Source organism: Pseudomonas azerbaijanorientalis (assembly GCF_019139795.1).
In the GTDB taxonomy this organism is placed as follows: Bacteria; Pseudomonadota; Gammaproteobacteria; order Pseudomonadales; family Pseudomonadaceae; genus Aquipseudomonas; species Aquipseudomonas laurylsulfatiphila.
This window is the reverse complement of the sequence record NZ_CP077078.1, coordinates 5,039,806-5,065,009: the sequence shown is the minus strand read 5'-3', so window position 1 is coordinate 5,065,009 and position 25,204 is coordinate 5,039,806. Positions and strand designations below refer to the sequence as shown.

Here is a 25,204-nt window from a genome sequence, read left to right as displayed (position 1 = left end):
TTCTATACTCCCAGCCGAACCCATTTTTATGCGTCAGGAGTCGAGTCATGGATGAGTTAGCACGCGTCGAACTGACGCAACCGCGCTTCGAACACGGGCACTTCCTGCTGATTGCAGGGCTGGGCGGAACATTCACCCAGCAAACCACCCAGGGCATTCCAGCACTCTGGGAGACATTCATCCCGCATCTGGGCCAAATTCCGGGCCAGAAAGGCGAAGTCACCTTCGGCGTCTGCTGCAATTTCGACGGCAAGGGCGGCTTCGATTACATCGCCGGGGTCGAGATCAGCAAGCTCGACGACTTGCCGGAAACCTACCGCTGGGTGGAAGTTCAGCCGCAGCTGTACGCGGTGTTCGAGCACAAGGGGCCGCTGGACACCTTGCCGCAACTGTTTCAGTACATCTTCGGCACCTGGCAGCCGCAGTCGGGGCATGAGGTGTTGGATACGCCGGAGCTGGAGCGCTACAGCGAAGACTTCAACCCGAAGCTCAATACCGGCAAGCTGGAGATCTGGATACCGATCAAAGCGTGAGAGGTGTGTCGGGAGGCGGAACAGCCGATTCGTCTCTCGATGTCACACGGCGGCTGATTTATCATCCCCAGCCTTTCCCATGCTGATCCCGAGCCGCCATGAACACCGTCATCCGCAACGTCACCCCCGCCGATCTGGACCGCTGCTTTGCCATCGAAACCCTTGCCTATGAAGGTGACGAAGCCGCGACTCGCGAGAAAATCGCCACCCGCATCGCCACCTGGCCCGAGGGGTTTATCGTTGCTGAAGTGGACGGCGTCGTCGCCGGTTTCATCAACTCCGGTGCGGCGTTTCAGGTGGAAATGTCGGACGAGGCGTTCAAGGAGCTGATCGGCCACGATCCGGCTGGCCCGCATGTGGTGATCATGTCGGTGGTGGTGCACCCGGATTATCAGGGCCAGGGCCTGGCCAAGCTTTTGATGGGCGAATTCATCGAGCGTATGCGGGCGATGGGCAAGGTCAGCATCAACCTGATGTGCAAGGAGCGGCACATTCCGTTGTATGCAGGGTTCGGCTTTGCCTACGTCAAGCCATCGGCGTCGGACCATGGCGGCATGGCGTGGCATGAGATGGTGCTCAAACTGTAAGCCACACTGAGGTCCCCTGTGGGAGCGGGCTTGCTCGCGAAGGCGGTGTGTCAGTCGACATCATCGTTGGCTGACACTCCGCCTTCGCGAGCAAGCCCGCTCCCACATTTGAATGGGGTTACCTCAAAAGGTCAGGCCCATCCGCCGCTCATAGCCGATCCTGCCCTTGTACGCCTCGCCACTGTCGACAAAGCCAAACCTTGCATACAGGGCGATGGCAGCTTCGTTATCGGCATCCACCGACAGCTCCAGCCCCCGGATTTCCGGCCAGGCCAGGCGCGCCGCCTCGGGCAGTGCCTGCAGGCAGGCCTTGCCGTAGCCTTTGCCCTGGGCGCGTTGATCGACTTGCAGGGCATGCAGGGTGGCGCTGTGTTCATTGGCCCAGGCCGGCAACACCGGCGGACGCTTGAGCAGCAGGAAGGCCACGGGAATGTCTTCGGCCAGCAGGGCAAATCCTTTGACCCCCGGACCGGGCCTGGACAACAAGGTGTGCAATGCACCGTGGATATCACCGGAGAACTTTATCTGCTCCGGATGAACTTCAATGGCCTCGATCTGCTGGCGCTGCAGCGCATTCAGGCTTTCGTAAGGCACGAGTCGGGCTGTCACGGGAGTGTCCTTTTTCCAACATGAATAGAACCTCGGATTCTAGCGATTCTGGCCGTTTGGATTATTTTTATTTCTTCTGTCGATTCGCCGGATCGCCAGACGACTAAGGGTGTCTTCCAATAAAACCACGGAGAACCACCATGAACTCGCAAACCCAGATCCAGAACCTCATCGAGAACTATCGTCAGGCGGTCATGGCCAAGGACATTGAAAAAGTCATGGCCCTGTATGCCGATGACATCGTCTCCTTCGACGCGGTCAAGGCCCTGCAATTCAAGGGCAAGCCGGCGTATCGCGCGCATTGGCAGGCCTGCATGGAAATGTGCCCCGGCCCGCACATCTTCGAATTCGACGAAATCACCATCGAGCCGTCCCAGGAGATTGCGTTCGCTCACTGGCTGGCCCATTGCGGTGGCACCAACGAGAAGGGCGAAACCCAGGCCTGCTGGATGCGTGTCTCGCAGTGCTATCGACAGGAGGCGGGGCTGTGGCAGATCGTCCACGAACATTGGTCGGCGCCGTTCGACATGACCAGTGGCGCGACGCTGTTCGACCTCAAGCCCTGATCGTCGGGAAGCCGAGCCAGAATGCCAGTCAGCGACCATAGTTGATCGTTCGATAAGGAGAGCGTGATGAAGTACTTATGCCTGGTCTACAGCGATGAGCACCTGCTGCATTCGCTGCCGGAAAGCCCGAAGGACGAAGAGTGCATGGCCTATGCCGAGTCGATCCAGGGCAGTGGCCGGATGGTCGCCGCCGAGGCGCTGGAGTCGGTGCAGACCGCCACCACCGTGCGCATGCGCAACGACAAGATGTCGATCACCGATGGTCCATTCGCTGAAACCAAGGAGCAGCTGGCCGGTTTTTATCTGATCGATGCCAAGGACCTCAACGAAGCCATCCAGGTCGCCGGGAACATTCCGGCGGCCCGGGTCGGCAGTGTCGAAGTGCGCCCCGTTCGGCAGCTGAATCCTTAAGATGCCAGGGCTGCCGGTTCAGGCGCAGGTGGAGCGGGTCTATCGCGAAGAGTCGCGGCGCATTCTTGCGACTTTGATTCGTTTGCTCGGTGATTTCGACCTCGCCGAAGAAGCCTTGCACGAGGCGTTTTTCATCGCGGTCGAACGCTGGCAGCGTGACGGCGTGCCGGACAATCCGCGGGCCTGGCTGGTGTCCGCCGGGCGCTTCAAGGCCATCGATGCCTTGCGCCGGCGTGCCCGTTTTACCGCGTCGCAGCCCTTGCTGATCGCGCAGCTGGAGGAGCTGGAACAGGCAGACTGGAGTGATGAAGACGTGGAAGACGATCGCCTGCGGCTGATCTTCACTTGCTGCCACCCGGCCCTGGCGGCGGACGCGCAAGTTCCACTGACGCTGCGGGAAGTCTGCGACCTGACCACGGAAGAAATCGCCCGGGCCTTTCTCTCGGCCCCGGCCACCATCGCCCAGCGCATCGTGCGCGCCAAGGCGAAAATCCGCGACGCGAAAATCCCTTATCAAGTGCCGACGCTGGCGGAGTTGCCCGAGCGCCTGGACAGCGTATTGCGGGTGATCTACCTGGTGTTCAACGAGGGGTACTCGGCGTCCATCGGCGCCGAACTGGTCCGCGAAGAATTGACCCGCGAGGCGATCCGTCTCGGCCGGTTGCTGGTGGAGTTGTTGCCGGAACCGGAAGTGATGGGCTTGCTGGCGTTGATGCTGCTGCACGAGTCGCGGCGCCCGGCCAGGACTTCGGCGAGCGGCGAGTTGATTGTGCTCGACGAGCAGGACCGTTCGCTGTGGGACGCCGGGTTGATCGCTGAAGGCTGCGCGCTGATCGAGCACGCGCTGGGCACGGGGCGATTCGGGCCCTATTGCCTGCAAGCGGCCATCGCGGCAGTGCATGCCGAAGCCTCGACGGCGGGGGAAACCGATTGGCCGCAGATTGTCGGCCTGTATGACGTGCTGCTGCGAGCGGTGCCGTCGCCGGTGATCGAGTTGAATCGTGCGGCGGCGATTTCCCAACGCGATGGACCACAGGCGGGGCTGACGCTGGTCGACGCCATTCTGGCGCGGGGCGAACTGCTGGATTACCACCTGGCGCATTCGGCGCGGGCGGAGTTTTGTCGGCAATTGGGTCGCAAGCCAGAGGCGCGGGTGGCGTGGGAACGGGCACTGGAGTTGACCCGGCAGGAGCCGGAGCGGCGGTTTATTGAAGACAGGCTCAAGGCGCTGGATTGATGTGATGTTGGCTGGCCTCTTCGCGAGCAGGCTCGCTCCCACAGGGGGCTGCGTTGTTAATCCCTGTGGGAGCGAGCCTGCTCGCGAAGGCCACACCGCTATTCCAGCATCTTGCCCAGCAACCAGCTCCCCGCCGGCCCCGGCGGATTGAGCCGCGACCACAACGCATCCACCGACACCGTTTTCGGCCAGCCGCGCACCACCAGTTCCTGCAGGGTGCCGGGCCCGAAGCGCTCCACCAGCCAACGGGGCAACGGCGCCCAGCCGAATCCGCCCTGGGCCATTTCCAGCAGCATCAGATAACTCGGTGCCGACCAGACGCGGCCCTTCGCCCGACTTTCATAGGGATTGACGATGGTCGCCAGGCGCAGTTCGCGGTGTTGCTGCAGTACGTCCTGATCGACGTAGTCCAGCCTTGCCAGCGGGTGGGTAGGGGACACGAACAGGGCGATTTCCGTGCGCTCGTCCACGGTCGAACTGACCAGGTCCGGCGGGTAACTGTCTTGCATTTCGGCGAAGGCAATCTGCGCCCGGCCGCTTTGCACCAGCGACACCAGGTCATCGCATTCGGCGATCAGGCATTCGAGTTCAAGGTCCGGGTAACGCTGTTCAAAGGCACTGAGTGACGCCTCGAAACGGTCCGACTGATAGGTATCGGACAGCGCCACCGTCAGCTTCGCTTCCACCCCTTGGGACAGTTGGCGGGCGCTCATCTCCAGGCGACTGCTGGCGGCCAGGATGTCTTCGGCCCGTTGCAGCATGACGCGTCCGGCCGGGGTCAGCCCGGGCTTGCGGCTGCTGCGGTCGAACAGCGTCAGGTTGAGGTCGATTTCCAGGCTGGCCACCGCCGCGCTGATGGTCGACTGACTGCGGCCCAGCTTGCGCGCCGCGGCGGAAAACGAGCCTTGGGTCGCGGCTTCGACAAACGCCAGCAACACTTCGTGAGAGGCCATGAACTATCGCCTTGATCGATGGTTATTGGTTATGAAGTATCGGTGTGATGACAGATCATGGCAACCACAGTCACTCAAGGGAATTCGGCCATGAGCGCCAACAAATCCATTACTGAACGTATTTTCCAGGCCATCGGCTTCGAACTGCTGGCCATCCTGATCTGTACCCCGCTGCTGGCCTGGATCATGAAGAAGCCGATGCTGGAAATGGGCATGGTCACCGTCCTCATCGCCGCCCTGGCCCTGGCCTGGAACGTGGTCTTCAACGGGATGTTCGACCGGGTGCTCAAGCGCCTCGCCATCGCCCACAACGCCTGGGTCCGCGTGGTGCATGCGCTGTTGTTCGAAGGCGGTCTGGTCGCGCTTGGCGTGCCGCTGATTGCCTGGTGGCTGAATGTCAGCCTGTGGCAGGCGTTCCTGCTGGATATCGGTGTGTTGCTGTTCTTCCTGCCGTACACCTACGTGTACCACTGGGTGTATGACGTGGTTCGGGAGCGGGTGGTCGTGCGCCAGTCTTGCGCGCAGTAACGAAAAAAAGATCGCAGCCTGCGGCAGCTCCTACACCCAATCGATGTAGGAGCTGCCGCAGGCTGCGATCTTTTGATCTTACAAAAACATCCCCCCCGACGCCTCGATGCGCTGGCCATTGATCCACTGGCTGCCCGGCGCCAGCAGCAGCGCAATCGCAGCGCCGATGTCATCCGGCAAACCGGCGCGACCCAAGGCGGTGTTGTTCGCCACCAGGGTGTTCAACCCGGGGTTGTCGCGCACGGCGCCACCGCCGAAATCGGTTTCAATCGCGCCGGGTGCGAGGATATTCACCGCGATGTTGCGCGCCCCGAGTTCCTTGGCCTGGTAGCGGGTCAACACTTCCATCGCGCCTTTCATCGCCGCGTAGGCGCTGTGGCCCGGCAGGCTGAAACGGGTCAGGCCACTGGAAATGTTGATGATGCGCCCGCCGTCATTGAGCAATGGCAACAAGCTCTGCGTGAGGAAAAACGGCCCCTTGAATTGGATGTTCACCAACTGGTCGAACTGTTCGACGGTGGTGTCGACGAAGTTGGCGTGCAGGCCGATCCCGGCGTTGTTCACCAGAAAATCGAAACGCTCGCGCTCGAAGTGGCTGTGCAGGACCTTCGCGACTTCGCTGGCGAAGGCGCTGAAGCTTTCACTCCGGGCAACGTCCAGTTGCAGCATGACGGCGCGACCGCCCAGGCTTTCGATCTCGGCCACCAGTGCCTGGGCCTCATCGGCGCGACTGTTGTAGGTGCCGATGATGTCGATGCCTTGGGCGACCAGATGCAGGGCTGCGTTTTTGCCGAGGCCGCGGCTGGCGCCGGTGATCAGTGCGATTTTACGGTTCATGGGACTTCCTCAAGTGCAGTGGGCGGTTGATGTGAGGAAGTTTATTTATCCGCACAGGGGTGATAAACAGAGCGAAACCGGAATCACTGGTCGGATAAGCCGAACAATTAAAGAGCAGGCTGATGAACAAACTGGAACTGTTGCGCACCTTTGTCCGTGTCAGCGAGATGTCGAGTTTCACCCAGGCCGGCGAAAGCCTCGGGCTGCCTCGATCAACGGTGTCCGAGCATGTGCAGGCGCTGGAGGCATTGCTCGGCACCCGGCTGTTGCAACGCACCACGCGCAAGGTCCAGGCGACCCAGGATGGCCTGGTGTTGTATGAGCGCAGCAAGGACCTGCTGTCACACATGGACGAGATCGAGGGCTTGTTTCGCCAGGACGAGGCGTCGCTGGTGGGGCGCATTCGCATCGACCTGCCGAACATTCTCGCCCGTCGCGTGGTCATGCCGCGCCTGCCGGCGTTCATGGCACAGCACCCGCTGCTTGAGCTGGAAATCAGCAGCACCGACCGCCGGGTCGATCTGCTCGCCGAAGGTTTCGATTGCGTGCTGCGCATCGGCGCCCAGCCGGACCAATCGGTGGTGGCGCGACATCTGTGTGACTTCAGTATGGTCAATTGCGCCAGCCCTGCGTATCTGCAGCGCTATGGCGTGCCCGAGCGGCTGGAGGATCTGGCACGGCATCGGCTGGTGCATTACGTCGGTGTGCTGGGCGCGCGTTCGGAAGGCTTTGTGTACGTCGACAAGGGGCAGGTGCAGCGACTGCCGATGGCCGGCAGTGTCACGGTCAACAGCACCGATGCCTATGAGGCCGCCTGCCTGGGTGGTTTCGGCCTGATTCAGGCGCCGCGAATGGGCATGCAGCAATACCTGCAAAGCGGTGAACTGGTCGAGGTGTTGTCGCCGTTCAATGCGCCGTCCATGGAGGCGTCGCTGCTCTATGCCCGGCAGCGGCATTTGCCGTTGCGGGTGAGGGTGTTCATGGACTGGCTGGGGGAAGTGATCCGCTCAGAAGTCTGAAACTGGCCCATTTGTGGGAGCGGGCTTGCTCCGGGCGGCGTTCCGACGAAGGCGGCGTGGCAGTCAACATCATTGCTGTTTGACACACCGCTTTCGCGAGCAAGCCCGCTCCCACAGGTTTTTGCACCAGTTTCCAGGTCTTTCGATCAGACGTGGAAGTAACCCACGCACGAATCGAACGGCAGGCGCTTGAGTTCGATCTTGTTCAGGTCGAGCACTTCACGCAGGGCCTTGGTTTCGCCCGGGAAGTTGCGGTAGGCGACTTCGTCGAGCACCACGATCGCGCCTTTGGGCATGTACGGCAGGAAGGTTTCCAGCGCGACTTTGGTCGACTCGTACAGGTCGGTGTCGAGGATCAGCATGGCCACGACCAGGTCCGGGCGGGTCTTGACCCACTCCGGTACGGTCTTGACGATGTCGCCCTTGACCAGCTCGCAACGCGGGATTCGATTGACCGGGCGCAACAGGTCGTTGGCGTCGATCATGTCCTGGATCAGCGACTGGTCGGTGTCGGCGAACATGGTCTCGTTGACGTCGGCCGGGTCTTCTTTCTTGTCGATGCTCTGGAAGCCTTCAAAGGTGTCGAAGCCCACGATCGAACGGTTGATCGCGTAGGGCTCGAGAATCATCGACAGGTGCATGTAGAGCATCAACGAGTTGCCCTTGTACACGCCGCATTCAATGATCGCGCCCGGTACTTCGGCGACCTTCTTGAACAGTTCCATGCGCGACAGCGCGGCGGTTACGCCAATGCGGTTGGCGAAGACGAACGGAGCCTCGGCCACGTATTCGGCATCGACCCGTTTCAGGACGTTGGTACGGGTTTCGTTGTACTGGGCCTCGGCGGGCGTGATGCGACGCTTGGTCATTGCGGGATTCCTCGGAAATTCGAAAAGTCGTGGACGTGGAAGTAGTCTTTGAAACCGGCGCCGACATCCGGGCAGGCGCTGTCGACGTTAATCGCGCCGCGCTTGTGCCTGATGTCGTCGAGGTGCATCAGGCGAAAGTCCACGCTGAAGCGGGTCTGTTGCGTGTAATTGGGCACGGTGCCGTGCAGGTGCGAGCCTGAAAACACCAACATCTCACCCGTGTTGCCGGCGACGCGCAGTTCGGAGGCCGTGTTGATGGCTTCGGTGGGCACCGGGTGTTGGCGCGCCTCTTCCTTGATGTTGTCCTGGGCGCGTTGGCGTTGTACGCCAATCCAGTCGGCCAGGCTCCACTGCGCCGAGGTGTTTTGCACCGGGGCGTCGAAGTAGGCCGGGTTGATCATCATGGTCTGGTCAGGCTGGATCGTGTAGACCGGCATCCAGGTATTGATCTGGCAGTCGACTCCGCCGTACCAGGTATCGCGATGAGGCTTGTAGGCATAGCTGACGCCGGCGTGCAGGTAGTCGTAGTTGGGCACGACACGGATGCGCGGTACGTCGAATATGAATTCCTCGGGAGTGGCACCGATTTCGTCGGTGAAACTGCGGATCAGCTCCTTGGCCCGCAGGCTGTTGGTGAACTGCCCCTTGAGGCGAGTCACCAGCACCACGAACTCTTGCACCGGCATCAGCGTGTGCAGCGCCTGGTGGTTGGTTTCGCCATCGAAGGCGGCCGTGATGCTTTCCTGGGCGAACGCACACAGCTCTTTGGCGGCGCGCAGCTGAGTGTTCAGGAAGATATCGCCGGCGTAGATGGCTTCTTTGAAGTCAGCTTTGTGTTGAAGCTGATTGATGTACAGATTCACGATTCCACTCCTGAATACATCGAGTCTCTTAAGAGTCGGCCACACGTTAGCAAACTGAAGTGCAATCTGACGGGTGACGGATCAATAACAGCGCAAACCCCTGAATTTGCGATGAAATGCGTTTGCCACACAAAGAAATCCCGGCTCAGACACTGGCCGGGATGAGGTTGTGCGCCCTGTAGGAGCTGCCGCAGGCTGCGATCTTTTGATCCTAATAATCCTGCTGCTTGCGAAACGCCCAGCGTCCGGCAATCACGGTAAAGGTCGCGACCAGTGCCACCAGGATCCAGAATCCTTGCGGGTCATCGGCCAGCGGAATGCCGCCGACGTTCATGCCGAAGAAACCGGCGATGATGTTGATCGGCAGCGCCAGCACCGTCACCACTGTCAGGGTGAACAGCGTGCGGTTGGTCTGTTCGTTGATGTTGGCGGCGATCTCTTCCTGCAACAGCTTGATCCGCTCACCCAGCGCCGTGAGGTCGTTGATGATCAGCGCAAACTCCTCGGTGGATTTGCGCAGCTCCTTCACGTCTTCCTTTTGCAGCCATTGCGGCGGCCGGTTGAGCAGGCGCAGCAATGAGCCTGGCTCCAGCGCCAGCAGCCGTTGCAAGCGCACCAGCACCCGGCGATTGGCGCCCAGCTCGGCGCGGTTGGTCGACAGGCGCGAGGAGAGCAACTCGTCTTCGATCTGGTCCACGCTCTGGCTGGTCTTGCGCACGATCTGGGTCAGCACTTCACCCTGGTCGCGCAGCAGATGCACCAGCAGCTCCAGCGGGGAGCGAAAGCATTCCCGGGCCTTCACCGACGAGCGCAACTTGTCCACCGAGTGCAGCGGCTGCAGACGGGCGCTGATGATCAGCCGGCTGCGGGCGCACACCCACAAGGTCGAGACATCCGAGGAGACCATGTTGCTGAGGTTGAACACCACGTCGTTGACCACCGCCAGCAACGCGGAGTCGACATGCTCGATGCGCGTCGAGCGCGAACCTTCGTGCAGCGCCTCGAAAAATTCCTCGGGCAATTGCAGATGGCTTTTCATCCAGCGCTCGCACGCGGCGTGCGCGAGGTTCAGGTGCAGCCAGAGAAACTGTTCGTCGCTTTGCGGTTGTTGCAGGTACTGCAAGGCTTGGGCGGAGTTGATTTCCCGACCGGCCTCACCGGGGCGAAAACTGAAACCGTAAAGCAGGCCGAACAGATCCGTATCGCGATGACTGTGATCGATGCTGTGGTTCATTAGGACTCGCAAGGGAGGCGCCTGTCGCGTGTTTTACAGGTTCACTTGAGCGGCATCATCGCAAGCCTGGATGACGTTTTTGTGACGGGAAAATAACGCAAACGAATGCTCTACCGGTGGTCGGTTTTTTCTAAAGAATCGCTCTGGCACGCCGATCACGCTTGGGTTAAGTTGCGCGCCGCAGGCCTCGGCCGAGACCGCAGACAGGGATGTCCGGACACCTTTCACGCCTTTTTTGGGCGTGCCTCATTCCTGTCATGAGTACCCATCGATGCTTTTGCAAAAGTCCTTGAGAGCACAAATTCTCGCCCTGCTGAGTGGCAGCCTGCTGGCGATGCTGTTGATCGCCCTGGCGTGCTTTCACTTCTTGTCCAGTGGCGTGCAGAGTTACGCCAATCTGATCGAGGGCCCGCTGCATACCTCGCAATTGATCGATGAAGCCAACCTGCAATTCAAGGTGCAGGTGCAAGAGTGGAAAAACGTCCTGTTGCGCGGCAAGCAACCGGCGGACCTGAGCAAGTACTGGGGGCAATTCGAAGACCGTCAGCGTGATGTGCAAAACATCCTCGGCGAACTGGCCGCGCAGAAGGGCATCGAGCCGTCACTCAAGAGCCGCATCGAGCGCTTGCGTGACGAACATCGCCAGTTGGGCGCGGCGTATCAGAAGGGGCGGGACGCGTTCGTGGCCGCCGGTGGTGATCCGACGGTGGGCGATACCGCGGTCAAAGGCGTAGATCGTGCGACCAGCGATCAGATGAGCGCACTGGTCAGCGAGTTGCGCAAGCAAGGCGCCGAACAGTCGACCTTGATCAGCGCCGCCGCCGATCGCACGGTGCTGCTGGGGCTTGTCGTGATGCTGGTTTCGGGGTTGTTGATCGGCCTGCTGAGCCTCTGGCTGGTCAACCGCAACCTGGTCGAACCGATCCGCAAACTGATCGAATACGTGGCGCAACTCAGCCAGGGTCGTCTTGCCGAGCGCGTGGCCAGCACCCGTCAGGATGAGTTGGGCAAACTGGCGATCGCCGCCAACACCCTGCGCGATTTCCTCGCCGAAACCTTCAGCCGTTTGCAGCGCAGCGCGTCGGACCTGGACAGCGCCAGCGGTGAGTTGAACTCGATCGCCACCGTGATGGCCGGCGGCACCAACGAGCAGTTCAACCGCACCGATCAGGTGGCCACGGCGATGAACGAAATGTCCGCCACGGCGCAGGAAGTGGCGCGTCATGCCGCGCAAGCGGCGCGGGCCGCCGACGATGCCGACCAGTCCGCCCAGCAGGGCGAAAAAGTCATGCAGTGCACCATCCACACCATCACCCAAATGCGTGGCGAAATCGCCAACACCGCCACGGTCATCCGCCAACTGGAAACCGACAGCGGGCGCATCGGCAAGGTCCTGGAAGTGATTCGCGGCATCGCCGAACAGACCAACCTGCTGGCGCTCAACGCGGCCATCGAGGCGGCCCGCGCCGGTGAGGCCGGGCGCGGTTTTGCCGTGGTGGCCGATGAAGTCCGCAGCCTGGCCCAGCGCACGGCTGCGTCGATCATCGAGATCAACCAGATCATTCAAACCGTGCAGACCGGTGCTATCGAAGCAGCCCAGGCGATTGAAAGCGGTCAGTCGCGCAGCGAAGAAAGCGTGCAGCAGGTGACCGAGGCCGGCGCCATGCTCGAACGCATCACCCTGGCCGTGGAAGCCATCCGCGACATGAACCGGCAGATCGCCACCGCAGCCGAAGAACAGACGTCGGTGGCCGAAGACATCTCGCGCAACCTCACCGAGATCACCAGCATCGCCAGCACTAACCTTGACAACGTGCAGCGCACCGAAGCGGCGAGCAACAACCTGCACGGCTTGTCGGGGCAGTTGAACGAGGTGACGGCGCGCCTGAGCGCTTAAACGCAAAAAGCCGCACGATCGTCAGAGCGTGCGGCTTTTGTGTGGGTTGTGATTACTTGTCTTGCTTGTTTTCCAGGACCTTGCCGTTAGAGGCATCGATGTCCACATCCCACTCGACGTTCTTGGCGTCGCGCAACTCGATCTCATACTCGTAACCGTTGAAATGGTTATCCAGCTCGGTTTTGGTGATCGTGGCGCCCGGGTGCAGATCCAGAGCGATCTTGTTCAGATCTTCCAGGGGCTTGATCTTGCCGTCCTTGACCAGTTGCGGGATCTGATCCACGCGCACGTCGGCCTGGGCCAGACCGGCAGTGAGGGTCAGGGTTGCAGCGGTAAACAAAGCAGTCAGAGTCTTCATGGGCTTCTTTCCTTGGGTGATCTGTTTAAGTGAGATCAGGTTAGCTTTTGTAACTTAAGCCACCCTTAAAACCTCCATCATGTCCTGCATCAATCCCTGTGGGATCGTGGCTTGCCCGCGATAGCGGAGTGTCAGTCAGCGTTGATGTTGAAGCTGATGGCCTCTTCGCGGGCAAGCCACGCTCCCGAAGGGTTTTGCGTGATTGCGGATCAGTAGCCGTTGTTCTGTAGTACCTGCGCCACACTCGCCGCCGGACGTTTATAGAACTTCAACAACTCACTGGCGCGGTTGGTGAAAATGCCGTCGACGCCGGCGTCCATGACTTTCTGGTAGTCCACTGCATCGTCGATGGTGTAGACGTGCACCAGCAGGCCCTGATCGTGGGTGTACTGGTTCATCCAGGGTTGCACCAGGTCCGAGTAACTCTGGTCGCCGCCCTGGGTCAGTGCGGCGGACGGGCCGGTGCCGATGGTGCCCTGGGCCTTGGCGTAGTCGACCCAACGCTGGAATTCGGCTTTGTCCTTCGGTTGTTGTGCGGCGTAGTAAGCGGCCTTGTCCTTGGCGCCGGACTCGGCAAAGGTCACCCTGGACTTGGGCTCGATGCTGCCTTCACCGACCCACAACAGCAGGATCTTCGGCACCTTCGGCATTTCCTTTTGCAGCAGTTCGAGACTGCTCTTCTCGAAGGTCTGCAGAACCACCTTGCCGTTGCCCTGGCCAACCGCCAGCGTGCTGTTGGCCGGTTTCGATTCGCTGGGGTTCAGCCAGCCACGGGCCTGGAGTTTTTCCTTGAGGTCGTGTTCGATGCCGGGAAACTGCTTGGGTTCCTTGGTTTCGATGTACAGCCCGGGCTTGTGCAGGGCGTTGCCCTCGGCGATGTCGATGATTTCATCAAGGGTCAGAATCTTCAGGCCGGCGAAGGCAGGGCGCGCGCGATCCGGGTAGGCGGCATTGAACCAGCTGCCCGCATCCAGGGTTTTCAGTTCGGCCATGGTGAATGCATTGGCTGGGCTGTCCTTGCGCTCGGGGAATTTGCTGGCGACGTCGGTCGTGCGTTGCAGGTTGTTGTCGTGCAGTACAAACAGCACGCCGTCCTTGCTGCGCTGCAGATCCATTTCCAGGTAATCGGCGCCCAGGTCGCGGGCCGTCTTGTAGGCCGCAGCGGTGGATTCCGGCGCATCGAAAGACGCGCCACGGTGGGCGATCACCGCCGGGTGCGGAATGCCCAAACGGGTCGCCAGTTCCGTGGGACCAGGTTCGCTGGCGGCCTGTGCCTGGCCGAGGCCTAGCAGCAGGCTCAACAACAGGGCGTTTTTAGTAAAGGTGGCGGGCATGGTCGAGATCCTTTCGCAATGAGTGAGCGCTCCCTTTTAGCAACTCATCTTTGCAGGCGCTATCACGAGACCGACATAAATCTGCCTGAAGCTGATTTTCGTCAGCACTTTTGTGCGCCCGTTTGCAGTACGCTGGACCTTGCAATTTCCCCGGCAGAGGGAAACGCAGGCCCTGCGTGTAAACCAACGATCACCATTGCGGGGTTTACCATGCGCATCACTTCCCAACTGATCTGCCAGGCGGCCGACCAACTCAAAGGCTTCGTCGGCCTCAACCGTAAGACCGGCCATTACCTCGTGCGCTTCAGCGAAGACTCGTTCGGCATGGACGTGGCGGATGACGGCATCATCCCGACCAGCGAATTCGTCTGGGGGGCTGGGCCCGGGCAGGCGATGACGCTCAAGCGCGAATTGATCCAGTTGTTGCTGGACCAGAACATCGATGACCGGATCAACATCACCGAGCCATTGCGGGTGTACATGAACCGGGGGGAAGTGCCGGAGATATCGGCGGTTCGCAGTCTGGTTCGGGGTTGAGTTTTTGTGGTGACTGTTCTGGCCTCTTCGCGGGCAAGCCCGCTCCCACAGGTTTTTGCGTTGGGAACATATCTTGTGTACACCCGCGTCCCCTGTGGGAGCGGGCTTGCCCGCGAAAACGGCCTCAAAAACACCGCATCATTTACAGACTGAACCCGTAGGCCCGCTCAACCCGACACACCCGCGTATGACACCGCGCATACCAGGTCGAACGCCCACGCTCGCGAATCGCCGTATGCTCTGGATGCTGCTTCCACGCCAGAATCGCCGCCTCGCTGGCCCAGTACGACACCGTAATTCCAAGCCCATCCTCACCCCGCGCCGACTCCACACCAAGAAACCCCGGCTGTTCACGGGCCAGTTCCAGCATCCTTGCGGCCGCTTCGGCATAACCCTGATCGTCCCCGGTGCGCAGCGAAGTGAAGATCACCGCGTAATAAGGCGCCGTTGGGGTATTGGCGCTCATGACGAGCGCCCCGCACAGGCTTTGACAAAGGCGCCAACCAGCGGCGGCAAGACGCCCCCGAGTGCCGCCCGCTCGGGCTGAAACAAGGTCGCGACAAAGAACGGATGGCCGCTGAGTTCGACCGCGCGCAGTCCCTGTTGTGAATCGTGGCCGACGGCGTGCAGCTCGCGCTTGAGCAGCTCTCCTTCGAACTGCGGATTCACCCCATAGCGACAGCGATAGCCTTCACGAATCTCGGCGCTTTCGTACGCCTGTGCGATCAATGAGCCTTCAGCCAGATGTATGGAATCGACGGCCTCGACCAGCGCACACGACAGTGGCGTCAGCAGCGCCCGTGCTGCATCGGGCGCCGTCTCGCCGTGTTCGGCATCCGACCAGCCCAGCACATTGCGCGCATATTCCAGCACCGCGTGTTGAAAACCGCCGCAGGTGCCGAGGAAAGGTCGCCGTTGTTCGCGGGCAAAACGGATCGCCAGCAATGCACCGTCCATGTTGCGATACGGGCTGGCCGGCACACACCAAAAACCATCGAATGGGTGCAGCGGTGTCTCGCTGTGGATTTCATCGGTGGCCAACCATTGCCATTGCACCTTCAGGCCGCTGTGTTCAGCGGCCATTTCAAGGGCTACGGGAATGGCCTGGTGGGCGGTGACTTGCGGGTCGTAGTCGCCGATCAGAGCGATGCGAATCGTACGGTTTTCCATGAGGGGCCTCTGCACTTGTTGATTCCTGAGGCCCACTATAGATTGGCGTTCACGCACTCAATATTGGCGTTTTCCCAAGTGATCAATGCAGCCACGCACTATCGACTGGACTACCCGGACCTGGCCCTGATCCTCGCATTGGTACGCGGCGGCTCTCTGGCCCGCGCCGCACAGCTGTTGAAGGTGGACGTCTCGACGGTGTTTCGAGCGGTGCGCCGGCTGGAGGCTGCGTTGGGTCAGCAATTGTTCGAAAAAAGCCGCGCCGGTTACCTGCCCACCACCCTGGCGCAGTCACTGGCCGAGCAGGCCGAGCGCGCTGAACAGGCGCTGGAGGCGGCGCGCATCGGTGTGGAGCAGGGCGGTGAAGTGATCAGCGGCATCGTGCGCCTGACCTGTACCGATTCGGTCCTGCAAGGTTTGCTGTTGCCGGCGCTGGCGCAGTTCATGCCGAACTATCCGGCCCTGACGCTCGAGCTCAGCACGTCCAATGATTTTGCCAACCTCAGCCGCCGGGATGCCGATATCGCCCTGCGCCTGACCCGCACGCCACCGGAGCACCTGGTAGGACGGCGACTGGCGGATATTACCTACCGCGTGTGCGCCAGCGAGCGATACCTGCAATCGGTCAACACCACAGACCTGGCCTCATTGACCTGGATCGCCCCGGATGACTTCCTGCCGGATCACCCGACCGTTACCTGGCGTCGCCAGGCCTTGCCGGGCGTAACGCCGGGTTACCGTTGCAACAGCATGCTGTCGGTTACCGAGCTGGTCAGGGCGGGGCTGGGTGTCGCGGCGTTGCCGGACTTCTTGATCGGCGAGGGATTACGGCCGCTGGGCGAGCCATTGCACGGATACGACACCGCGCTGTGGCTGCTGACCCGTCCCGACTGCCGCGCCTTGCGCTCGGTGGTCACCTTGTTCGATGAGCTGGGGCGTGCGCTGAAACTGCTGTGAAACCGTTCAGGCCTGTGGTTCATCCTTGCGCACGAAGTGTTGATGCATTTGCGACGTCAGGTTTTCGATGCGCTCGGTGAGGGCCTTGGTCATCTCCGTGAGGCGGGTGTTCTGCTCGAGCAGCTCCAGCAGTTGCGCGGAGTTTTTCGCGGCTTCTGCCTGCCGCTCACTGTTGGCGGTCGCCAGCGCTTCGCGGTGCTGCGCATCGGCATCGGATTGGGCCTTGTCCCGCGCGGCCTGGCGCGTCTGGGCCAATAGGATCAGTGGCGCGGCATAGGCCGATTGCAGGCTGAACGCCAGGTTGAGCAGGATGAACGGGTACGCATCGAAGTGGGTGACACCGAACAGGTTGAGGCACACCCAGATCACCACGATCAGCGTTTGGGCGCCGAGAAAGGTCGGGGTACCGAAGAACCGCGCAAAGGCTTCGGCGCGCAGGGCAAACTTGTCATTGCCAAAGGTCGGCGCCAGATGGGCGTGATGGCGATGGAAACGCAGGTGATCGACGGGGGCGGCGGTGGCGTTGTCTGTTGGCGTGGTGTTCATGGTGCTCTCTGCCTGGCGCTGGGACTGAGGCTCACTATAGCCCTGGCGTCATTCGAGCAGCGTAATCGCCAAGCTATCGCATCATGCGTTCGACGTTTCCAGGCTGGTGTTGTTTGTGTTGACACTGACCTTGTTGCGTCCGGTGTTTTTCGCGGTGTACAGGGCTTTGTCCGCGTCATCGAGCCAGGCCGTTGCATCGGCAAACGACGGTTGGTAGGCAGCCAGACCGATACTCAGGCTGACTCGCAGTCCGGGCACTTCCCCATGCCGATAGTCTTGCAGCACGCTGCGCAAACGTTCCATCACTTCCATGGCCTGATTCAGTGGCATGTTGGGCAGAATCACGCAAAATTCATCACCGCCATAGCGACCGGCCAGGTCGCTTTCGCGCAGGTTGCATTTGAGCTCGACGCTCAACTGGCGCAGCACCGAGTCACCGATGAGATGACCGTAGGTGTCATTGATGGCCTTGAAATGGTCGATGTCGATCAGTGCGATGACGGCCTGCTCATGACGCTTGCTGCACTCGCGAAACTTCAGTTGCAGCAAGTCCTTCCAGGCACCGTGGTTGAGCAATCCGGTCAAGCTGTCGGTGCGGCTCAGGGCGCTCAGGGTACGTTTATGTTCTGAAAGCTTGATCGCCAACCGGTAGCAGACCATGCCCAGCGCCAAGGGGTAGAGCGACAGCATCGGCAAGCAGGCCCACACCTGCAATTGCGTGGTCGACAGGGTGAATGCCGCGCCGAACAGCGACCAGGCAATCAGCACGCCCGCCGCTTGGCTCAGACTGCCCAACAGAAACATCCGTTGGCCGCCGGCGGCGACATTATTCATCGCCATCATCGCCAGAATGGTCACGGTGCAAAGCGGATTGAACTGGAACGTCGCGACCCAAAAACCACCGCACAACGAATCGTAAAGCAGATTGCGGCGTTCGGCCTTGTAGGGAAAGGCCGAGCGGCTCGACAGTTGATAAGCGAGATGCGGCCAGACAAAACCATTGAGCGCCAACAAAACCCATACCCACACCGGCAAGTGCAACGGATACAGGGCAGCGGCCACACTGAAACTGCCGATGCCCAAGCCAATGGTTCGAGGCATGTAGATGCGTCTGGCAAATGACAAACCCTTGCCGTGTTGTTTATCCATGATTTCCTGCGCCAGATTCATTCTGAAACACTTTACCGCATGGGGTTCAGTATTACCGTTCATCGGTAAAAGCTGCGCACATTGTCATTTATTCCAGCCGGAATAATCAGTGTCCTTCGAAGCCATTTAATGTCGAAAAGTGCTGCAAACGGCTGAACTAGAGCTGGTAATAGCCCAGGAACATGTCCAGCGCGGAATCCGCCACCGTGTTTTGCTCCACGGCTGACAAGCCGGGTTGGCCCATGGAAATCTGCGGCCAGAATGCAAAAGACTTGAGCAGGCCATGAATCTGTTGCGCGGCGAACTCGGGAGCCACGGCTTTCAATCGGCCATCCGCCTGAGCGGCACGAATCCACACCGTCAGCCCCTCTTCGCGTTCGCCCATTCGCGCCACCATATCCTGCGCCCGCTCCGGGGAATGAATGGTCGCCGCTATCGCCACCCGGGCCAGATCGAGAAAATTGTCATCGCCCAACATTTGCAGCTTGGCCATCAGCAATACGCGCAATTGGTCGCGCAACGGCAGGTCGGGGCGGTAGGCCATTTCCTGTTCGGCCGTCACCCGGATCCATAACTGATTGAGGATCTCGGCGAACAACTCTTCCTTGCTGGGAAAGTGGTTGTACACAGTGCGCTTCGACACACCGGCAGTGGCCGCAATCTTGTCCATGCTGGTGATCTCGAAACCGTTGTTACGGAACTCGATGATCGCGGCTTGAATGATCGCTTGGCGTTTTCGGTCGGTGAGGCGCTGTGGAGCTGTCATAAGTACGCTTCGGCAGGAAGAAAAGGGAAAGTACACTCGGCAGTTTACTTGTCATCGACTTTGATGCAACCTAGAAACTACACTGTGCAGTGTAATGTTTTGTTAATCCTGCCCGGTAATAAATAGAAAGTCCGGCTGATGCGTGCGTGCCTTGGCCATTTATCGTCCCAAAACGGAGAATCGCGTCAAACGCGGTTTTTCTGGAGTCATTCAGTCATGGCCAATTCAAACTCCCCGGCGGACAACGCCTCCACACCTGAAGCGTCCCGACAGGCTCAAGGCCAGTACCAGAACTTCACGCCGGTTCAACCTTTAAGCTTTGGCAAAACCATGGGCATCCTGTGGAACGCGCTGTTCCACAAACCGCAAAACACCCGCCCGAGCGCCCCCGTCCCGGTGCAAGCCCTGACGCAAGCCGCGCTGATTGCAGCGCCCAACCACAGCGTCTATCGCCTGGGCCACTCCACGGTGCTGCTCAAGCTGCGCGACAAGTTCTGGATCACCGACCCGGTCTTCGCCGAGCGCGCCTCGCCCGTGCAATGGGCCGGCCCCAAGCGCTTCCACCAGCCACCGATCAGCCTGGAGGCATTGCCGCCGATCGAAGCGGTGATCCTGTCCCACGACCACTACGACCACCTGGATCATGCGGCTGTGTTGAAACTCGCGGACAAGACCAAACATTTCCTGGCCCCGCTGGGCGTAGGCGACACCCTGATCAAGTGGGGCATCGACCCCAGCAAAGTCCGCCAACTGGATTGGTGGCAAGGCACGGAAGTCGATGGCATCCGGTTCATCGCCACCCCATCGCAACACTTCTCCGGCCGTGGCCTGTTCGACAGCAACAGCACCCTCTGGGCCTCGTGGGTGATGATCGACGGTGACACACGCATTTTCTTCAGCGGCGACAGCGGCTACTTCGACGGCTTCAAACGCATCGGCGAACAGTACGGCCCATTCGACCTGACCCTGATGGAAACCGGCGCCTACAACGTCGACTGGCCGCACGTGCACATGCAACCCGAACAAACCCTGCAAGCCCACCTCGACCTCAAGGGCCGCTGGCTACTGCCGATCCACAACGGCACCTTCGACCTGTCGATGCACGCCTGGTACGAACCCTTCGACCGCATCCTGGCCCTGGCCTGGGAACGCAACGTATCGATCACCACTCCGCAGATGGGAGAGGCGTTCAACCTGATGCATCCGCAGCGTGGTGGCGCGTGGTGGCTGGCGGTGGAAGGGGAGAGTGAGCAAGTGGTGGTGCAGAACGCCCTGTAGGAGCGAGCCTGCTCGCGATGGACTCAAGGACACCGCGTTTATCCAGGATTTGCGCGTTATCGTTAACGTCCATCGCGAGCAGGCTCGCTCCTACAGGGGGCCATTTATCGTCAATCGATGAATTGGCTCACTCCACCATCGCAAAATCCGCCCGCCCGACCGGATTCGGCGTCGACCCTTTCACATTCATCCCCCGACCCGGTGCAAACCCGGGGAAGAACACCAACCCTTCCGATTCGAACCGATAGGCCAGCACCAGGCGCGTGACATCCAGTACTTCCTGGCGCGCCTCGAAGCGTTGAATGGCCTCCACCGAGACTCGGGACTCGCGCGACAGCTCTTCCACACTCCAGCCCAGCATCGCTCGGGCCTGGGCGCAGTGGGCCGGGGTGAATTGGAAGAGGGCGATACGTTCCAGGGTGATTTTCATCGCTTGAGAGGCCATGGTGTTCTCCGGGCTCGAGAGTGTTGGTCAAAATATACTGTGTTTTTGTACAGTTGTTTTGAGCCTGGATCAAACGCATTTTTTGATTTGTCTTTTCAGGCAGACGAACGGCACTGCAATTACTTGTCCATCAACCCCGGCGCTTCCCGCACGATAAAGTGATCCAGATTCTCGATGTTGGCGCTGAACACCCCGAACGTCTGCTCGGGGTTTTTCTTGCTCGGCACCTGCTTCAGCTCTGGCGTCACGCCATAAAAGAAGCAGTACAATTCCCGCCCGCTCTCGATGGCGTGCTTGATCTCCTCCAGGAACGCCTTGCGCTTGCGGTAGCTGTCGATGAGCTTTTTGCTCAGGTAGACGTTGACCGAGTAAGGCCTCTTTTCGAACCAGACCTTCTTCTCGAAATCGATGCGAAAGCTCTGGGTGTAGTCCTTGATCTCCTTGACCTTGCCCCAGTAAATCAGCCCCTTGTTGTCCTGCAGGTATTCGATCTTCTTGAAAAACGAGCCATAAGGCGCGGTGTGCTCGCCGATCTTCAGCGGCACGCGCTTGAGCAAATCCTTGTCGTCGAAGTTCGATACGAAACACTCCACCGGGTGGGCGAAGACGCTGGTCTTGTCCGGGGCCGACTCTTTGCCCGGTTGCTCGACGTTATGGGGCACCGAAGGTGTTGGCGACTCATCCCGCCCCCCGTCCGTCACAACCTTCGGGCTGGACGGCTTGCGCACATACTCACGCCGAGTCAGTAACAATTCCGACGGGAAATGTTCCTCGCGGCTGTCATCCGTTTCCGCCTCTTCCACTCCCGACGCCGGCGCCTTCAAGCTGACATAAGGGCAGCCCTCGACATGCCGCGTACTCGGCAAGTTCTTGAAGTGCGGCGTGCGCACGTAATTCACATTCTTGGCGTTGAACGTGCCCAGCTCATTGGCCGCATCGAACGCCAGGCGACAGGCATCGTTGGGGCACTGGAAGTGTTCCCTGGCGGAGTCGAAATCCATCGTCTCGTCGAAATTCAGATCCCGAACGTCGTAGATCGACAACTTGTCGTTGAGGCTGAGGCAGTAGGCGAGGTCGAATTTCATGTCGGTTTCCAGGTCCTTTAGGTGAACAGCTTCCAGTGATGGCGCATTCGAAGCAATAGCTACACTGAGATCACTTCGATATCGCCGAGTCTGTCCATTAACGAGGGCGATTCATGAGCCATCCAGATGCTTCGCCCCCTCTCCCGGAACCGGGCCGCATAGCCCGCCGGGACGAACAGACCGGTTGGCGCCGCTGGCTGCCGGGATTGGGCGTGCTGCGCGAATACCAATGGGCGTGGTTGCGTTACGACATCGTGGCCGGCCTGGTGCTGACCACGATGCTGGTGCCCGTCGGTATCGCCTACGCGGTGGCATCGGGCGTGCCCGGCATTTATGGCCTCTACGCGACCATCGTTCCGCTGCTGTTCTATGCCCTGTTCGGCCCCAGCCGGATTCTGGTGATGGGGCCGGACTCCTCCCTGGTGGCCGTCATCCTGGCCGTCATCATTCCACTCTCCGGCGGCGACCCGCAGCGTGCCGTTGCCCTGGCGGGGATGATGGCGATCGTCTCGGGAGCGGTGTGCATCCTGGCCGGTATGGCGCGCCTGGGGTTTATCACCGAGCTGCTGTCCAAACCGATCCGCTACGGCTACATGAACGGCATCGCACTGACCGTATTGATCAGCCAGTTGCCCAAGCTGTTCGGTTTTTCCATTGAGTCCGACGGCCCATTGAGAAACATAGGGGCCATCGCCTCGGCGCTGATGGAGGGAAAGGTCAACTGGGCCGCCTTCACGGTAGGCGGGCTCACCCTGGCAGTGATCCTGCTGCTCAAAAAATGGCCGCGACTGCCGGGCATCCTGATCGCCGTGGTCGGCGCGACGGTCGCCGTGGGAGTCCTCGACCTGGCGACACGCGCCGGTGTGTCGGTCCTCGGTTCGCTCCCCCAAGGCTTGCCCGGATTCGCCATCCCCTGGATCACCACCGCCGACATCGTCCCGGTGGTGATCGGCGGGTGCGCCGTCGCACTGGTCTCGTTCGCCGACACCAGCGTGCTCTCCCGTGTCTATGCGGCGCGGACCCGAACCTACGTCAACCCGAACCAGGAAATGGTCGGCCTCGGCATCGCCAACCTGGCGGCCGGTTTTTTCCAGGGCTTCCCGATCAGCAGCAGCTCGTCACGCACGCCCGTGGCCGAAGCCGCCGGCGCCAAAACCCAAATGACCGGCGTCGTCGGCGCTCTCGCGGTTGCCTTGCTGCTGGTGGTGGCCCCGGACCTGCTGCAACATCTACCGTCCAGCGCCCTGGCGGCGGTCGTGATCGCCTCGGCCATCGGCCTGATCGAAATCACGGACCTGCGCCGGATCTATCGCATTCAGCGCTGGGAATGCTGGCTCTCGATTGTCTGCACCGTCGGCGTGGCCGTGTTCGGCGCGATCGAGGGCATCGGCCTGGCCATCGTGATCGCGATCATCGAATTCCTCTGGGACGCCTGGCGCCCGTACTCCGCCGTATTGGGCCGCGCCGACGGGGTCAAGGGCTACCACGACATCAAACGCTACCCCGACGCACACCTGACCCCCGGCCTGGTCCTGTTTCGCTGGGATGCCCCCTTGTTCTTCGCCAACGCCGAACTATTCAGCGACCGCGTGCTGGACGCCGTCGCGGCATCGCCCACACCCGTGCGCTGGCTGGTGGTCGCGGCAGAACCGGTCACCAGCGTCGACGTGACCTCCGCCGACATGCTCGCCGAACTGGACGACACCCTGCACGCGGCGGGAATCGAGTTGTGCTTTGCCGAGATGAAGGATCCGGTGAAGGACAAGCTGAAGCGGTTTGGGTTGTTTGCGAGGTTGGGGGAGACGGCGTTTTTTCCTACGATTGGGACGGCGGTGGATAGTTATGTGGCGAATTATCGGGTGGATTATGTGGAGGGGGATGAAGGAGGGGAGGTTGGGCGTTGAGTGGGGAATGGCTGCGGTGTGTACCGTTATTTCCCTGTGGGAGCGAGCCTGCTCGCGATCCCCAATATCAGCGCAGCAACCAAGCCAGGCACCCACCTTGTGGCGAGGGAGCTTGCCCCCGTTGGGCTGCGAAGCGGCCCCAAAACCAGCTAGCGCGGAGCATCAGACAAAACCAATTGTTCGATTTTAACCGAACATTGACTGGCTCATGCCACCACTGCCGGTATTGAACAATAGCGCTTAGAAATAGTGGCTTTTCGCCCTATAACAAACGGAAACCTTTTGATACTTTGGTTAAGGTAGGAATTTTCCTACAGCCATCGTCGATAAAGGGCAGCACTCGTGGTGATCAAATCTGTTTCGAAGGAACGAATAGACAAAGCGTTGCTGGAATTTGATCGTAAGTTTCGGAGTAAGCACGAGTGGCAGGGCTGGGAAAAAAACCTAGCTCACCGCTACGCCGTTCACGCGGGTGGTGAATTGTATCCGGCGAAGAAAATCGTCTCTCTGGCAACTGGTATTGCCGTAGGCGAATTTTCCGGTGGGCACCCGACCAACAGCTACCTAAAAAAGCGGGGTTTCACTGTTGTGGAGTTACCGCGCGGGGAGGGCAAGCCTATTTTGCAGTTCAGACCGGGAGTTGTTTACGACCGAAAAACTGAAATCAACGGACCGTTCGGTGGAAGCCTGCAAAGCGGCATTGCAGCGTCCGCTACCTACCCTGCGATTTTTCTGTTCACTGGCGATAGCGGTGAACAATACGGGTATGCCGACCACTGGGAAGACGGCGCCTACTTTTATACCGGTGAAGGACAACGTGGGTCGATGACATTGATCCGTGGCAACCGAGCACTTGCTGAGCATGCCGTGGATGGCCGAGCGCTTCACTTGTTTAAGTCCCTAGGCAAAGGTAAAGGTAACGCTTACATGGGTGAGTTTTCTTGCGCCGACATGTTTGAGCGGACCCAGCCGGATGTGAGCGGCCAGGATCGGACGGCAATTGTTTTTCGGTTAGTCCCTGTGGGTATTCCTGGTGAAATAATTGAAGCTGAAGAACAGGATGAAGATGAGGCTGACCTTTCCGGGTCTCTGGATGCTGCACGGTTGGCTGCGCTGGCTGCATGTAAGCCCAGCAGCGATGATTTAGGGCTATCCGCTCCGCGTAAGATTTATCAACGCAGCCGAAGGGTTGCGCACTATGTGTTGATGCGCGCCAAGGGGGAGTGTGAGAGCTGTGAGAAGCCGGCTCCTTTTACGAAAAAGGATGGTACCCCCTACTTAGAGCCGCATCACGTAAACCGGCTCTCAGATGGTGGGTTAGATCACCCGCGCTATGTGGGAGCCGTGTGTCCAAGTTGCCATCGGGAAATTCATTCTGGAGTACATGGAACGTTGGTGAATGAGAAGCTGAAGCAGCGGTTGGAAGCAATTGAAGGTTGATTGAACTGTGTGTCGAGGCAGTGATGGCTGTTGCCTGCAAATATTGAGAGGCTGCGAGTTGCTGGTTATGGAAATGAGGGCAGTTAGTGAAG

The 25,204-nt window shown here is 60.2% G+C and carries 28 protein-coding genes; 13 read left to right on the top strand and 15 right to left on the bottom strand.

Translation table 11 applies throughout. The annotated features are described in order from the left end of the window. The first annotated feature begins 47 nt into the window (after positions 1–47). Complete coding sequence (locus tag KSS91_RS22630) at positions 48–533, top strand: GyrI-like domain-containing protein (RefSeq protein WP_217836181.1); 486 nt, start codon at positions 48–50, stop codon at positions 531–533. Between the two features lie 98 nt (positions 534–631). Beyond that, on the top strand, positions 632–1,120 hold the full coding sequence (locus KSS91_RS22625; protein ID WP_217836180.1) for a GNAT family N-acetyltransferase: 489 nt from the start codon (positions 632–634) through the stop codon (positions 1,118–1,120). Between the two features lie 123 nt (positions 1,121–1,243). On the opposite strand, the gene KSS91_RS22620 is transcribed toward KSS91_RS22625, so the two are convergent. Beyond that, complete coding sequence (locus KSS91_RS22620) at positions 1,244–1,729, bottom strand: GNAT family N-acetyltransferase (protein WP_217836179.1); 486 nt, start codon at positions 1,727–1,729, stop codon at positions 1,244–1,246. 140 nt (positions 1,730–1,869) lie between these two features. Between KSS91_RS22620 and KSS91_RS22615 the strand changes: the two genes are divergently transcribed. The 3 genes from KSS91_RS22615 (at position 1,870) to KSS91_RS22605 (ending at position 3,943) form a co-directional block, all read left to right on the top strand. Then, on the top strand, positions 1,870–2,295 hold the full coding sequence (locus tag KSS91_RS22615; protein WP_217836178.1) for a YybH family protein: 426 nt from the start codon (positions 1,870–1,872) through the stop codon (positions 2,293–2,295). A gap of 66 nt (positions 2,296–2,361) precedes the next feature. After that, entirely contained in the window at positions 2,362–2,706 is a 345-nt protein-coding gene (locus KSS91_RS22610) for a YciI family protein (protein ID WP_217836177.1), read from the top strand. Position 2,707: 1 nt separating this feature from the next. Beyond that, on the top strand, positions 2,708–3,943 hold the full coding sequence (locus tag KSS91_RS22605; RefSeq protein ID WP_217836176.1) for an RNA polymerase sigma factor: 1,236 nt from the start codon (positions 2,708–2,710) through the stop codon (positions 3,941–3,943). 98 nt (positions 3,944–4,041) lie between these two features. On the opposite strand, the gene KSS91_RS22600 is transcribed toward KSS91_RS22605, so the two are convergent. Beyond that, positions 4,042–4,896, bottom strand: coding sequence for a LysR family transcriptional regulator (locus KSS91_RS22600; RefSeq protein ID WP_015096536.1), 855 nt, complete (start codon positions 4,894–4,896; stop codon positions 4,042–4,044). 90 nt (positions 4,897–4,986) lie between these two features. Between KSS91_RS22600 and KSS91_RS22595 the strand changes: the two genes are divergently transcribed. Further along, complete coding sequence (locus tag KSS91_RS22595; protein ID WP_015096535.1) at positions 4,987–5,424, top strand: multidrug/biocide efflux PACE transporter; 438 nt, start codon at positions 4,987–4,989, stop codon at positions 5,422–5,424. A gap of 78 nt (positions 5,425–5,502) precedes the next feature. On the opposite strand, the gene KSS91_RS22590 is transcribed toward KSS91_RS22595, so the two are convergent. Beyond that, on the bottom strand, positions 5,503–6,261 hold the full coding sequence (locus tag KSS91_RS22590; RefSeq protein WP_217836175.1) for an SDR family NAD(P)-dependent oxidoreductase: 759 nt from the start codon (positions 6,259–6,261) through the stop codon (positions 5,503–5,505). Positions 6,262–6,383: 122 nt separating this feature from the next. On the opposite strand from KSS91_RS22590, the gene KSS91_RS22585 reads away from it, so the two are divergent. Continuing rightward, a complete protein-coding gene (locus KSS91_RS22585; RefSeq protein ID WP_217836174.1) occupies positions 6,384–7,280 on the top strand; it encodes a LysR family transcriptional regulator in 897 nt (298 codons plus the stop codon). 146 nt (positions 7,281–7,426) lie between these two features. Here the strand turns inward: KSS91_RS22585 and KSS91_RS22580 are convergent, their stop codons facing one another. The 3 genes from KSS91_RS22580 to KSS91_RS22570 all read right to left on the bottom strand — a co-directional run bounded on the left by KSS91_RS22580 (position 7,427) and on the right by KSS91_RS22570 (position 10,246). Beyond that, on the bottom strand, positions 7,427–8,149 hold the full coding sequence (locus KSS91_RS22580; RefSeq protein WP_217836173.1) for a TylF/MycF/NovP-related O-methyltransferase: 723 nt from the start codon (positions 8,147–8,149) through the stop codon (positions 7,427–7,429). Further along, on the bottom strand, positions 8,146–9,012 hold the full coding sequence (locus KSS91_RS22575; RefSeq protein WP_217836172.1) for a hypothetical protein: 867 nt from the start codon (positions 9,010–9,012) through the stop codon (positions 8,146–8,148). Before KSS91_RS22575 ends, KSS91_RS22580 begins: the two co-directional genes overlap by 4 nt. Positions 9,013–9,223: 211 nt before the next feature. Then, positions 9,224–10,246 (bottom strand): transporter, encoded by a 1,023-nt coding sequence (locus KSS91_RS22570; RefSeq protein WP_217836171.1) that lies wholly within the window; start codon positions 10,244–10,246, stop codon positions 9,224–9,226. A 271-nt stretch (positions 10,247–10,517) separates the two neighbouring features. On the opposite strand from KSS91_RS22570, the gene KSS91_RS22565 reads away from it, so the two are divergent. Next, positions 10,518–12,143 carry a methyl-accepting chemotaxis protein gene (locus KSS91_RS22565; protein WP_217836170.1) on the top strand — a complete coding sequence of 542 codons (1,626 nt, stop codon included), beginning with the start codon at positions 10,518–10,520 and terminating at the stop codon, positions 12,141–12,143. A 52-nt stretch (positions 12,144–12,195) separates the two neighbouring features. Here KSS91_RS22565 and KSS91_RS22560 read toward each other — a convergent pair whose 3' ends face one another. Both KSS91_RS22560 and KSS91_RS22555 read right to left on the bottom strand, forming a co-directional pair. Continuing rightward, entirely contained in the window at positions 12,196–12,501 is a 306-nt protein-coding gene (locus KSS91_RS22560) for a PepSY domain-containing protein (RefSeq protein ID WP_015096528.1), read from the bottom strand. Positions 12,502–12,710: 209 nt separating this feature from the next. Next, complete coding sequence (locus KSS91_RS22555; protein WP_217836169.1) at positions 12,711–13,835, bottom strand: glycerophosphodiester phosphodiesterase; 1,125 nt, start codon at positions 13,833–13,835, stop codon at positions 12,711–12,713. A gap of 210 nt (positions 13,836–14,045) precedes the next feature. Here KSS91_RS22555 and KSS91_RS22550 point away from each other — a divergent pair, with 210 nt between their 5' ends. Further along, positions 14,046–14,372, top strand: coding sequence for a DUF2025 family protein (locus KSS91_RS22550; protein WP_015096526.1), 327 nt, complete (start codon positions 14,046–14,048; stop codon positions 14,370–14,372). A gap of 142 nt (positions 14,373–14,514) precedes the next feature. Here KSS91_RS22550 and KSS91_RS22545 read toward each other — a convergent pair whose 3' ends face one another. Together KSS91_RS22545 and KSS91_RS22540 are read right to left on the bottom strand one after the other, a co-directional pair. Next, positions 14,515–14,838 (bottom strand): antibiotic biosynthesis monooxygenase family protein, encoded by a 324-nt coding sequence (locus KSS91_RS22545; RefSeq protein WP_217836168.1) that lies wholly within the window; start codon positions 14,836–14,838, stop codon positions 14,515–14,517. Then, positions 14,835–15,542: a CTP synthase C-terminal region-related (seleno)protein gene (locus tag KSS91_RS22540; protein WP_217836167.1), complete on the bottom strand. Its 708-nt coding sequence runs from the start codon at positions 15,540–15,542 to the stop codon at positions 14,835–14,837. The genes KSS91_RS22545 and KSS91_RS22540 overlap by 4 nt, the downstream gene beginning before the upstream one ends. Positions 15,543–15,557: 15 nt before the next feature. Here KSS91_RS22540 and KSS91_RS22535 point away from each other — a divergent pair, with 15 nt between their 5' ends. Further along, complete coding sequence (locus tag KSS91_RS22535; protein ID WP_217836166.1) at positions 15,558–16,499, top strand: LysR family transcriptional regulator; 942 nt, start codon at positions 15,558–15,560, stop codon at positions 16,497–16,499. 6 nt (positions 16,500–16,505) lie between these two features. Here KSS91_RS22535 and KSS91_RS22530 read toward each other — a convergent pair whose 3' ends face one another. The 3 genes from KSS91_RS22530 to KSS91_RS22520 all read right to left on the bottom strand — a co-directional run bounded on the left by KSS91_RS22530 (position 16,506) and on the right by KSS91_RS22520 (position 18,960). Continuing rightward, positions 16,506–17,045, bottom strand: coding sequence for a DUF1003 domain-containing protein (locus KSS91_RS22530; RefSeq protein WP_217836165.1), 540 nt, complete (start codon positions 17,043–17,045; stop codon positions 16,506–16,508). 81 nt (positions 17,046–17,126) lie between these two features. Next, entirely contained in the window at positions 17,127–18,194 is a 1,068-nt protein-coding gene (locus tag KSS91_RS22525; RefSeq protein ID WP_217838465.1) for a diguanylate cyclase, read from the bottom strand. A gap of 157 nt (positions 18,195–18,351) precedes the next feature. Continuing rightward, positions 18,352–18,960, bottom strand: coding sequence for a TetR/AcrR family transcriptional regulator (locus KSS91_RS22520; RefSeq protein ID WP_217836164.1), 609 nt, complete (start codon positions 18,958–18,960; stop codon positions 18,352–18,354). 216 nt (positions 18,961–19,176) lie between these two features. Between KSS91_RS22520 and KSS91_RS22515 the strand changes: the two genes are divergently transcribed. Further along, entirely contained in the window at positions 19,177–20,238 is a 1,062-nt protein-coding gene (locus KSS91_RS22515) for an MBL fold metallo-hydrolase (RefSeq protein ID WP_217836163.1), read from the top strand. A 127-nt stretch (positions 20,239–20,365) separates the two neighbouring features. On the opposite strand, the gene KSS91_RS22510 is transcribed toward KSS91_RS22515, so the two are convergent. Continuing rightward, positions 20,366–20,683, bottom strand: coding sequence for a helix-turn-helix domain-containing protein (locus KSS91_RS22510; protein ID WP_217836162.1), 318 nt, complete (start codon positions 20,681–20,683; stop codon positions 20,366–20,368). A 119-nt stretch (positions 20,684–20,802) separates the two neighbouring features. Then, a complete protein-coding gene (locus KSS91_RS22505; protein WP_217836161.1) occupies positions 20,803–21,768 on the bottom strand; it encodes a hypothetical protein in 966 nt (321 codons plus the stop codon). A 113-nt stretch (positions 21,769–21,881) separates the two neighbouring features. Here KSS91_RS22505 and KSS91_RS22500 point away from each other — a divergent pair, with 113 nt between their 5' ends. After that, entirely contained in the window at positions 21,882–23,672 is a 1,791-nt protein-coding gene (locus tag KSS91_RS22500; protein WP_217836160.1) for a SulP family inorganic anion transporter, read from the top strand. 342 nt (positions 23,673–24,014) lie between these two features. After that, a complete protein-coding gene (locus KSS91_RS22495; RefSeq protein WP_217836159.1) occupies positions 24,015–25,112 on the top strand; it encodes an HNH endonuclease in 1,098 nt (365 codons plus the stop codon). Positions 25,113–25,204: the final 92 nt, after the last annotated feature.

What these genes read in the sequence shown, in the direction of transcription:
- KSS91_RS22505 (WP_217836161.1), bottom strand. Translation starts at nt 21,768, where the DNA reads ATGAAATTCGACCTCGCCTACTGCCTCAGCCTCAACGACAAGTTGTCG.
- KSS91_RS22560 (WP_015096528.1), bottom strand. Translation starts at nt 12,501, where the DNA reads ATGAAGACTCTGACTGCTTTGTTTACCGCTGCAACCCTGACCCTCACT.
- KSS91_RS22630 (WP_217836181.1), top strand. Translation starts at nt 48, where the DNA reads ATGGATGAGTTAGCACGCGTCGAACTGACGCAACCGCGCTTCGAACAC.
- KSS91_RS22605 (WP_217836176.1), top strand. Translation starts at nt 2,708, where the DNA reads ATGCCAGGGCTGCCGGTTCAGGCGCAGGTGGAGCGGGTCTATCGCGAA.
- KSS91_RS22525 (WP_217838465.1), bottom strand. Translation starts at nt 18,194, where the DNA reads ATGGATAAACAACACGGCAAGGGTTTGTCATTTGCCAGACGCATCTAC.
- KSS91_RS22615 (WP_217836178.1), top strand. Translation starts at nt 1,870, where the DNA reads ATGAACTCGCAAACCCAGATCCAGAACCTCATCGAGAACTATCGTCAG.
- KSS91_RS22555 (WP_217836169.1), bottom strand. Translation starts at nt 13,835, where the DNA reads ATGCCCGCCACCTTTACTAAAAACGCCCTGTTGTTGAGCCTGCTGCTA.
- KSS91_RS22545 (WP_217836168.1), bottom strand. Translation starts at nt 14,838, where the DNA reads ATGAGCGCCAATACCCCAACGGCGCCTTATTACGCGGTGATCTTCACT.
- KSS91_RS22570 (WP_217836171.1), bottom strand. Translation starts at nt 10,246, where the DNA reads ATGAACCACAGCATCGATCACAGTCATCGCGATACGGATCTGTTCGGC.
- KSS91_RS22510 (WP_217836162.1), bottom strand. Translation starts at nt 20,683, where the DNA reads ATGGCCTCTCAAGCGATGAAAATCACCCTGGAACGTATCGCCCTCTTC.
- KSS91_RS22515 (WP_217836163.1), top strand. Translation starts at nt 19,177, where the DNA reads ATGGCCAATTCAAACTCCCCGGCGGACAACGCCTCCACACCTGAAGCG.
- KSS91_RS22600 (WP_015096536.1), bottom strand. Translation starts at nt 4,896, where the DNA reads ATGGCCTCTCACGAAGTGTTGCTGGCGTTTGTCGAAGCCGCGACCCAA.
- KSS91_RS22520 (WP_217836164.1), bottom strand. Translation starts at nt 18,960, where the DNA reads ATGACAGCTCCACAGCGCCTCACCGACCGAAAACGCCAAGCGATCATT.
- KSS91_RS22580 (WP_217836173.1), bottom strand. Translation starts at nt 8,149, where the DNA reads ATGACCAAGCGTCGCATCACGCCCGCCGAGGCCCAGTACAACGAAACC.
- KSS91_RS22550 (WP_015096526.1), top strand. Translation starts at nt 14,046, where the DNA reads ATGCGCATCACTTCCCAACTGATCTGCCAGGCGGCCGACCAACTCAAA.
- KSS91_RS22565 (WP_217836170.1), top strand. Translation starts at nt 10,518, where the DNA reads ATGCTTTTGCAAAAGTCCTTGAGAGCACAAATTCTCGCCCTGCTGAGT.
- KSS91_RS22540 (WP_217836167.1), bottom strand. Translation starts at nt 15,542, where the DNA reads ATGGAAAACCGTACGATTCGCATCGCTCTGATCGGCGACTACGACCCG.
- KSS91_RS22590 (WP_217836175.1), bottom strand. Translation starts at nt 6,261, where the DNA reads ATGAACCGTAAAATCGCACTGATCACCGGCGCCAGCCGCGGCCTCGGC.
- KSS91_RS22625 (WP_217836180.1), top strand. Translation starts at nt 632, where the DNA reads ATGAACACCGTCATCCGCAACGTCACCCCCGCCGATCTGGACCGCTGC.
- KSS91_RS22595 (WP_015096535.1), top strand. Translation starts at nt 4,987, where the DNA reads ATGAGCGCCAACAAATCCATTACTGAACGTATTTTCCAGGCCATCGGC.
- KSS91_RS22610 (WP_217836177.1), top strand. Translation starts at nt 2,362, where the DNA reads ATGAAGTACTTATGCCTGGTCTACAGCGATGAGCACCTGCTGCATTCG.
- KSS91_RS22500 (WP_217836160.1), top strand. Translation starts at nt 21,882, where the DNA reads ATGAGCCATCCAGATGCTTCGCCCCCTCTCCCGGAACCGGGCCGCATA.
- KSS91_RS22585 (WP_217836174.1), top strand. Translation starts at nt 6,384, where the DNA reads ATGAACAAACTGGAACTGTTGCGCACCTTTGTCCGTGTCAGCGAGATG.
- KSS91_RS22530 (WP_217836165.1), bottom strand. Translation starts at nt 17,045, where the DNA reads ATGAACACCACGCCAACAGACAACGCCACCGCCGCCCCCGTCGATCAC.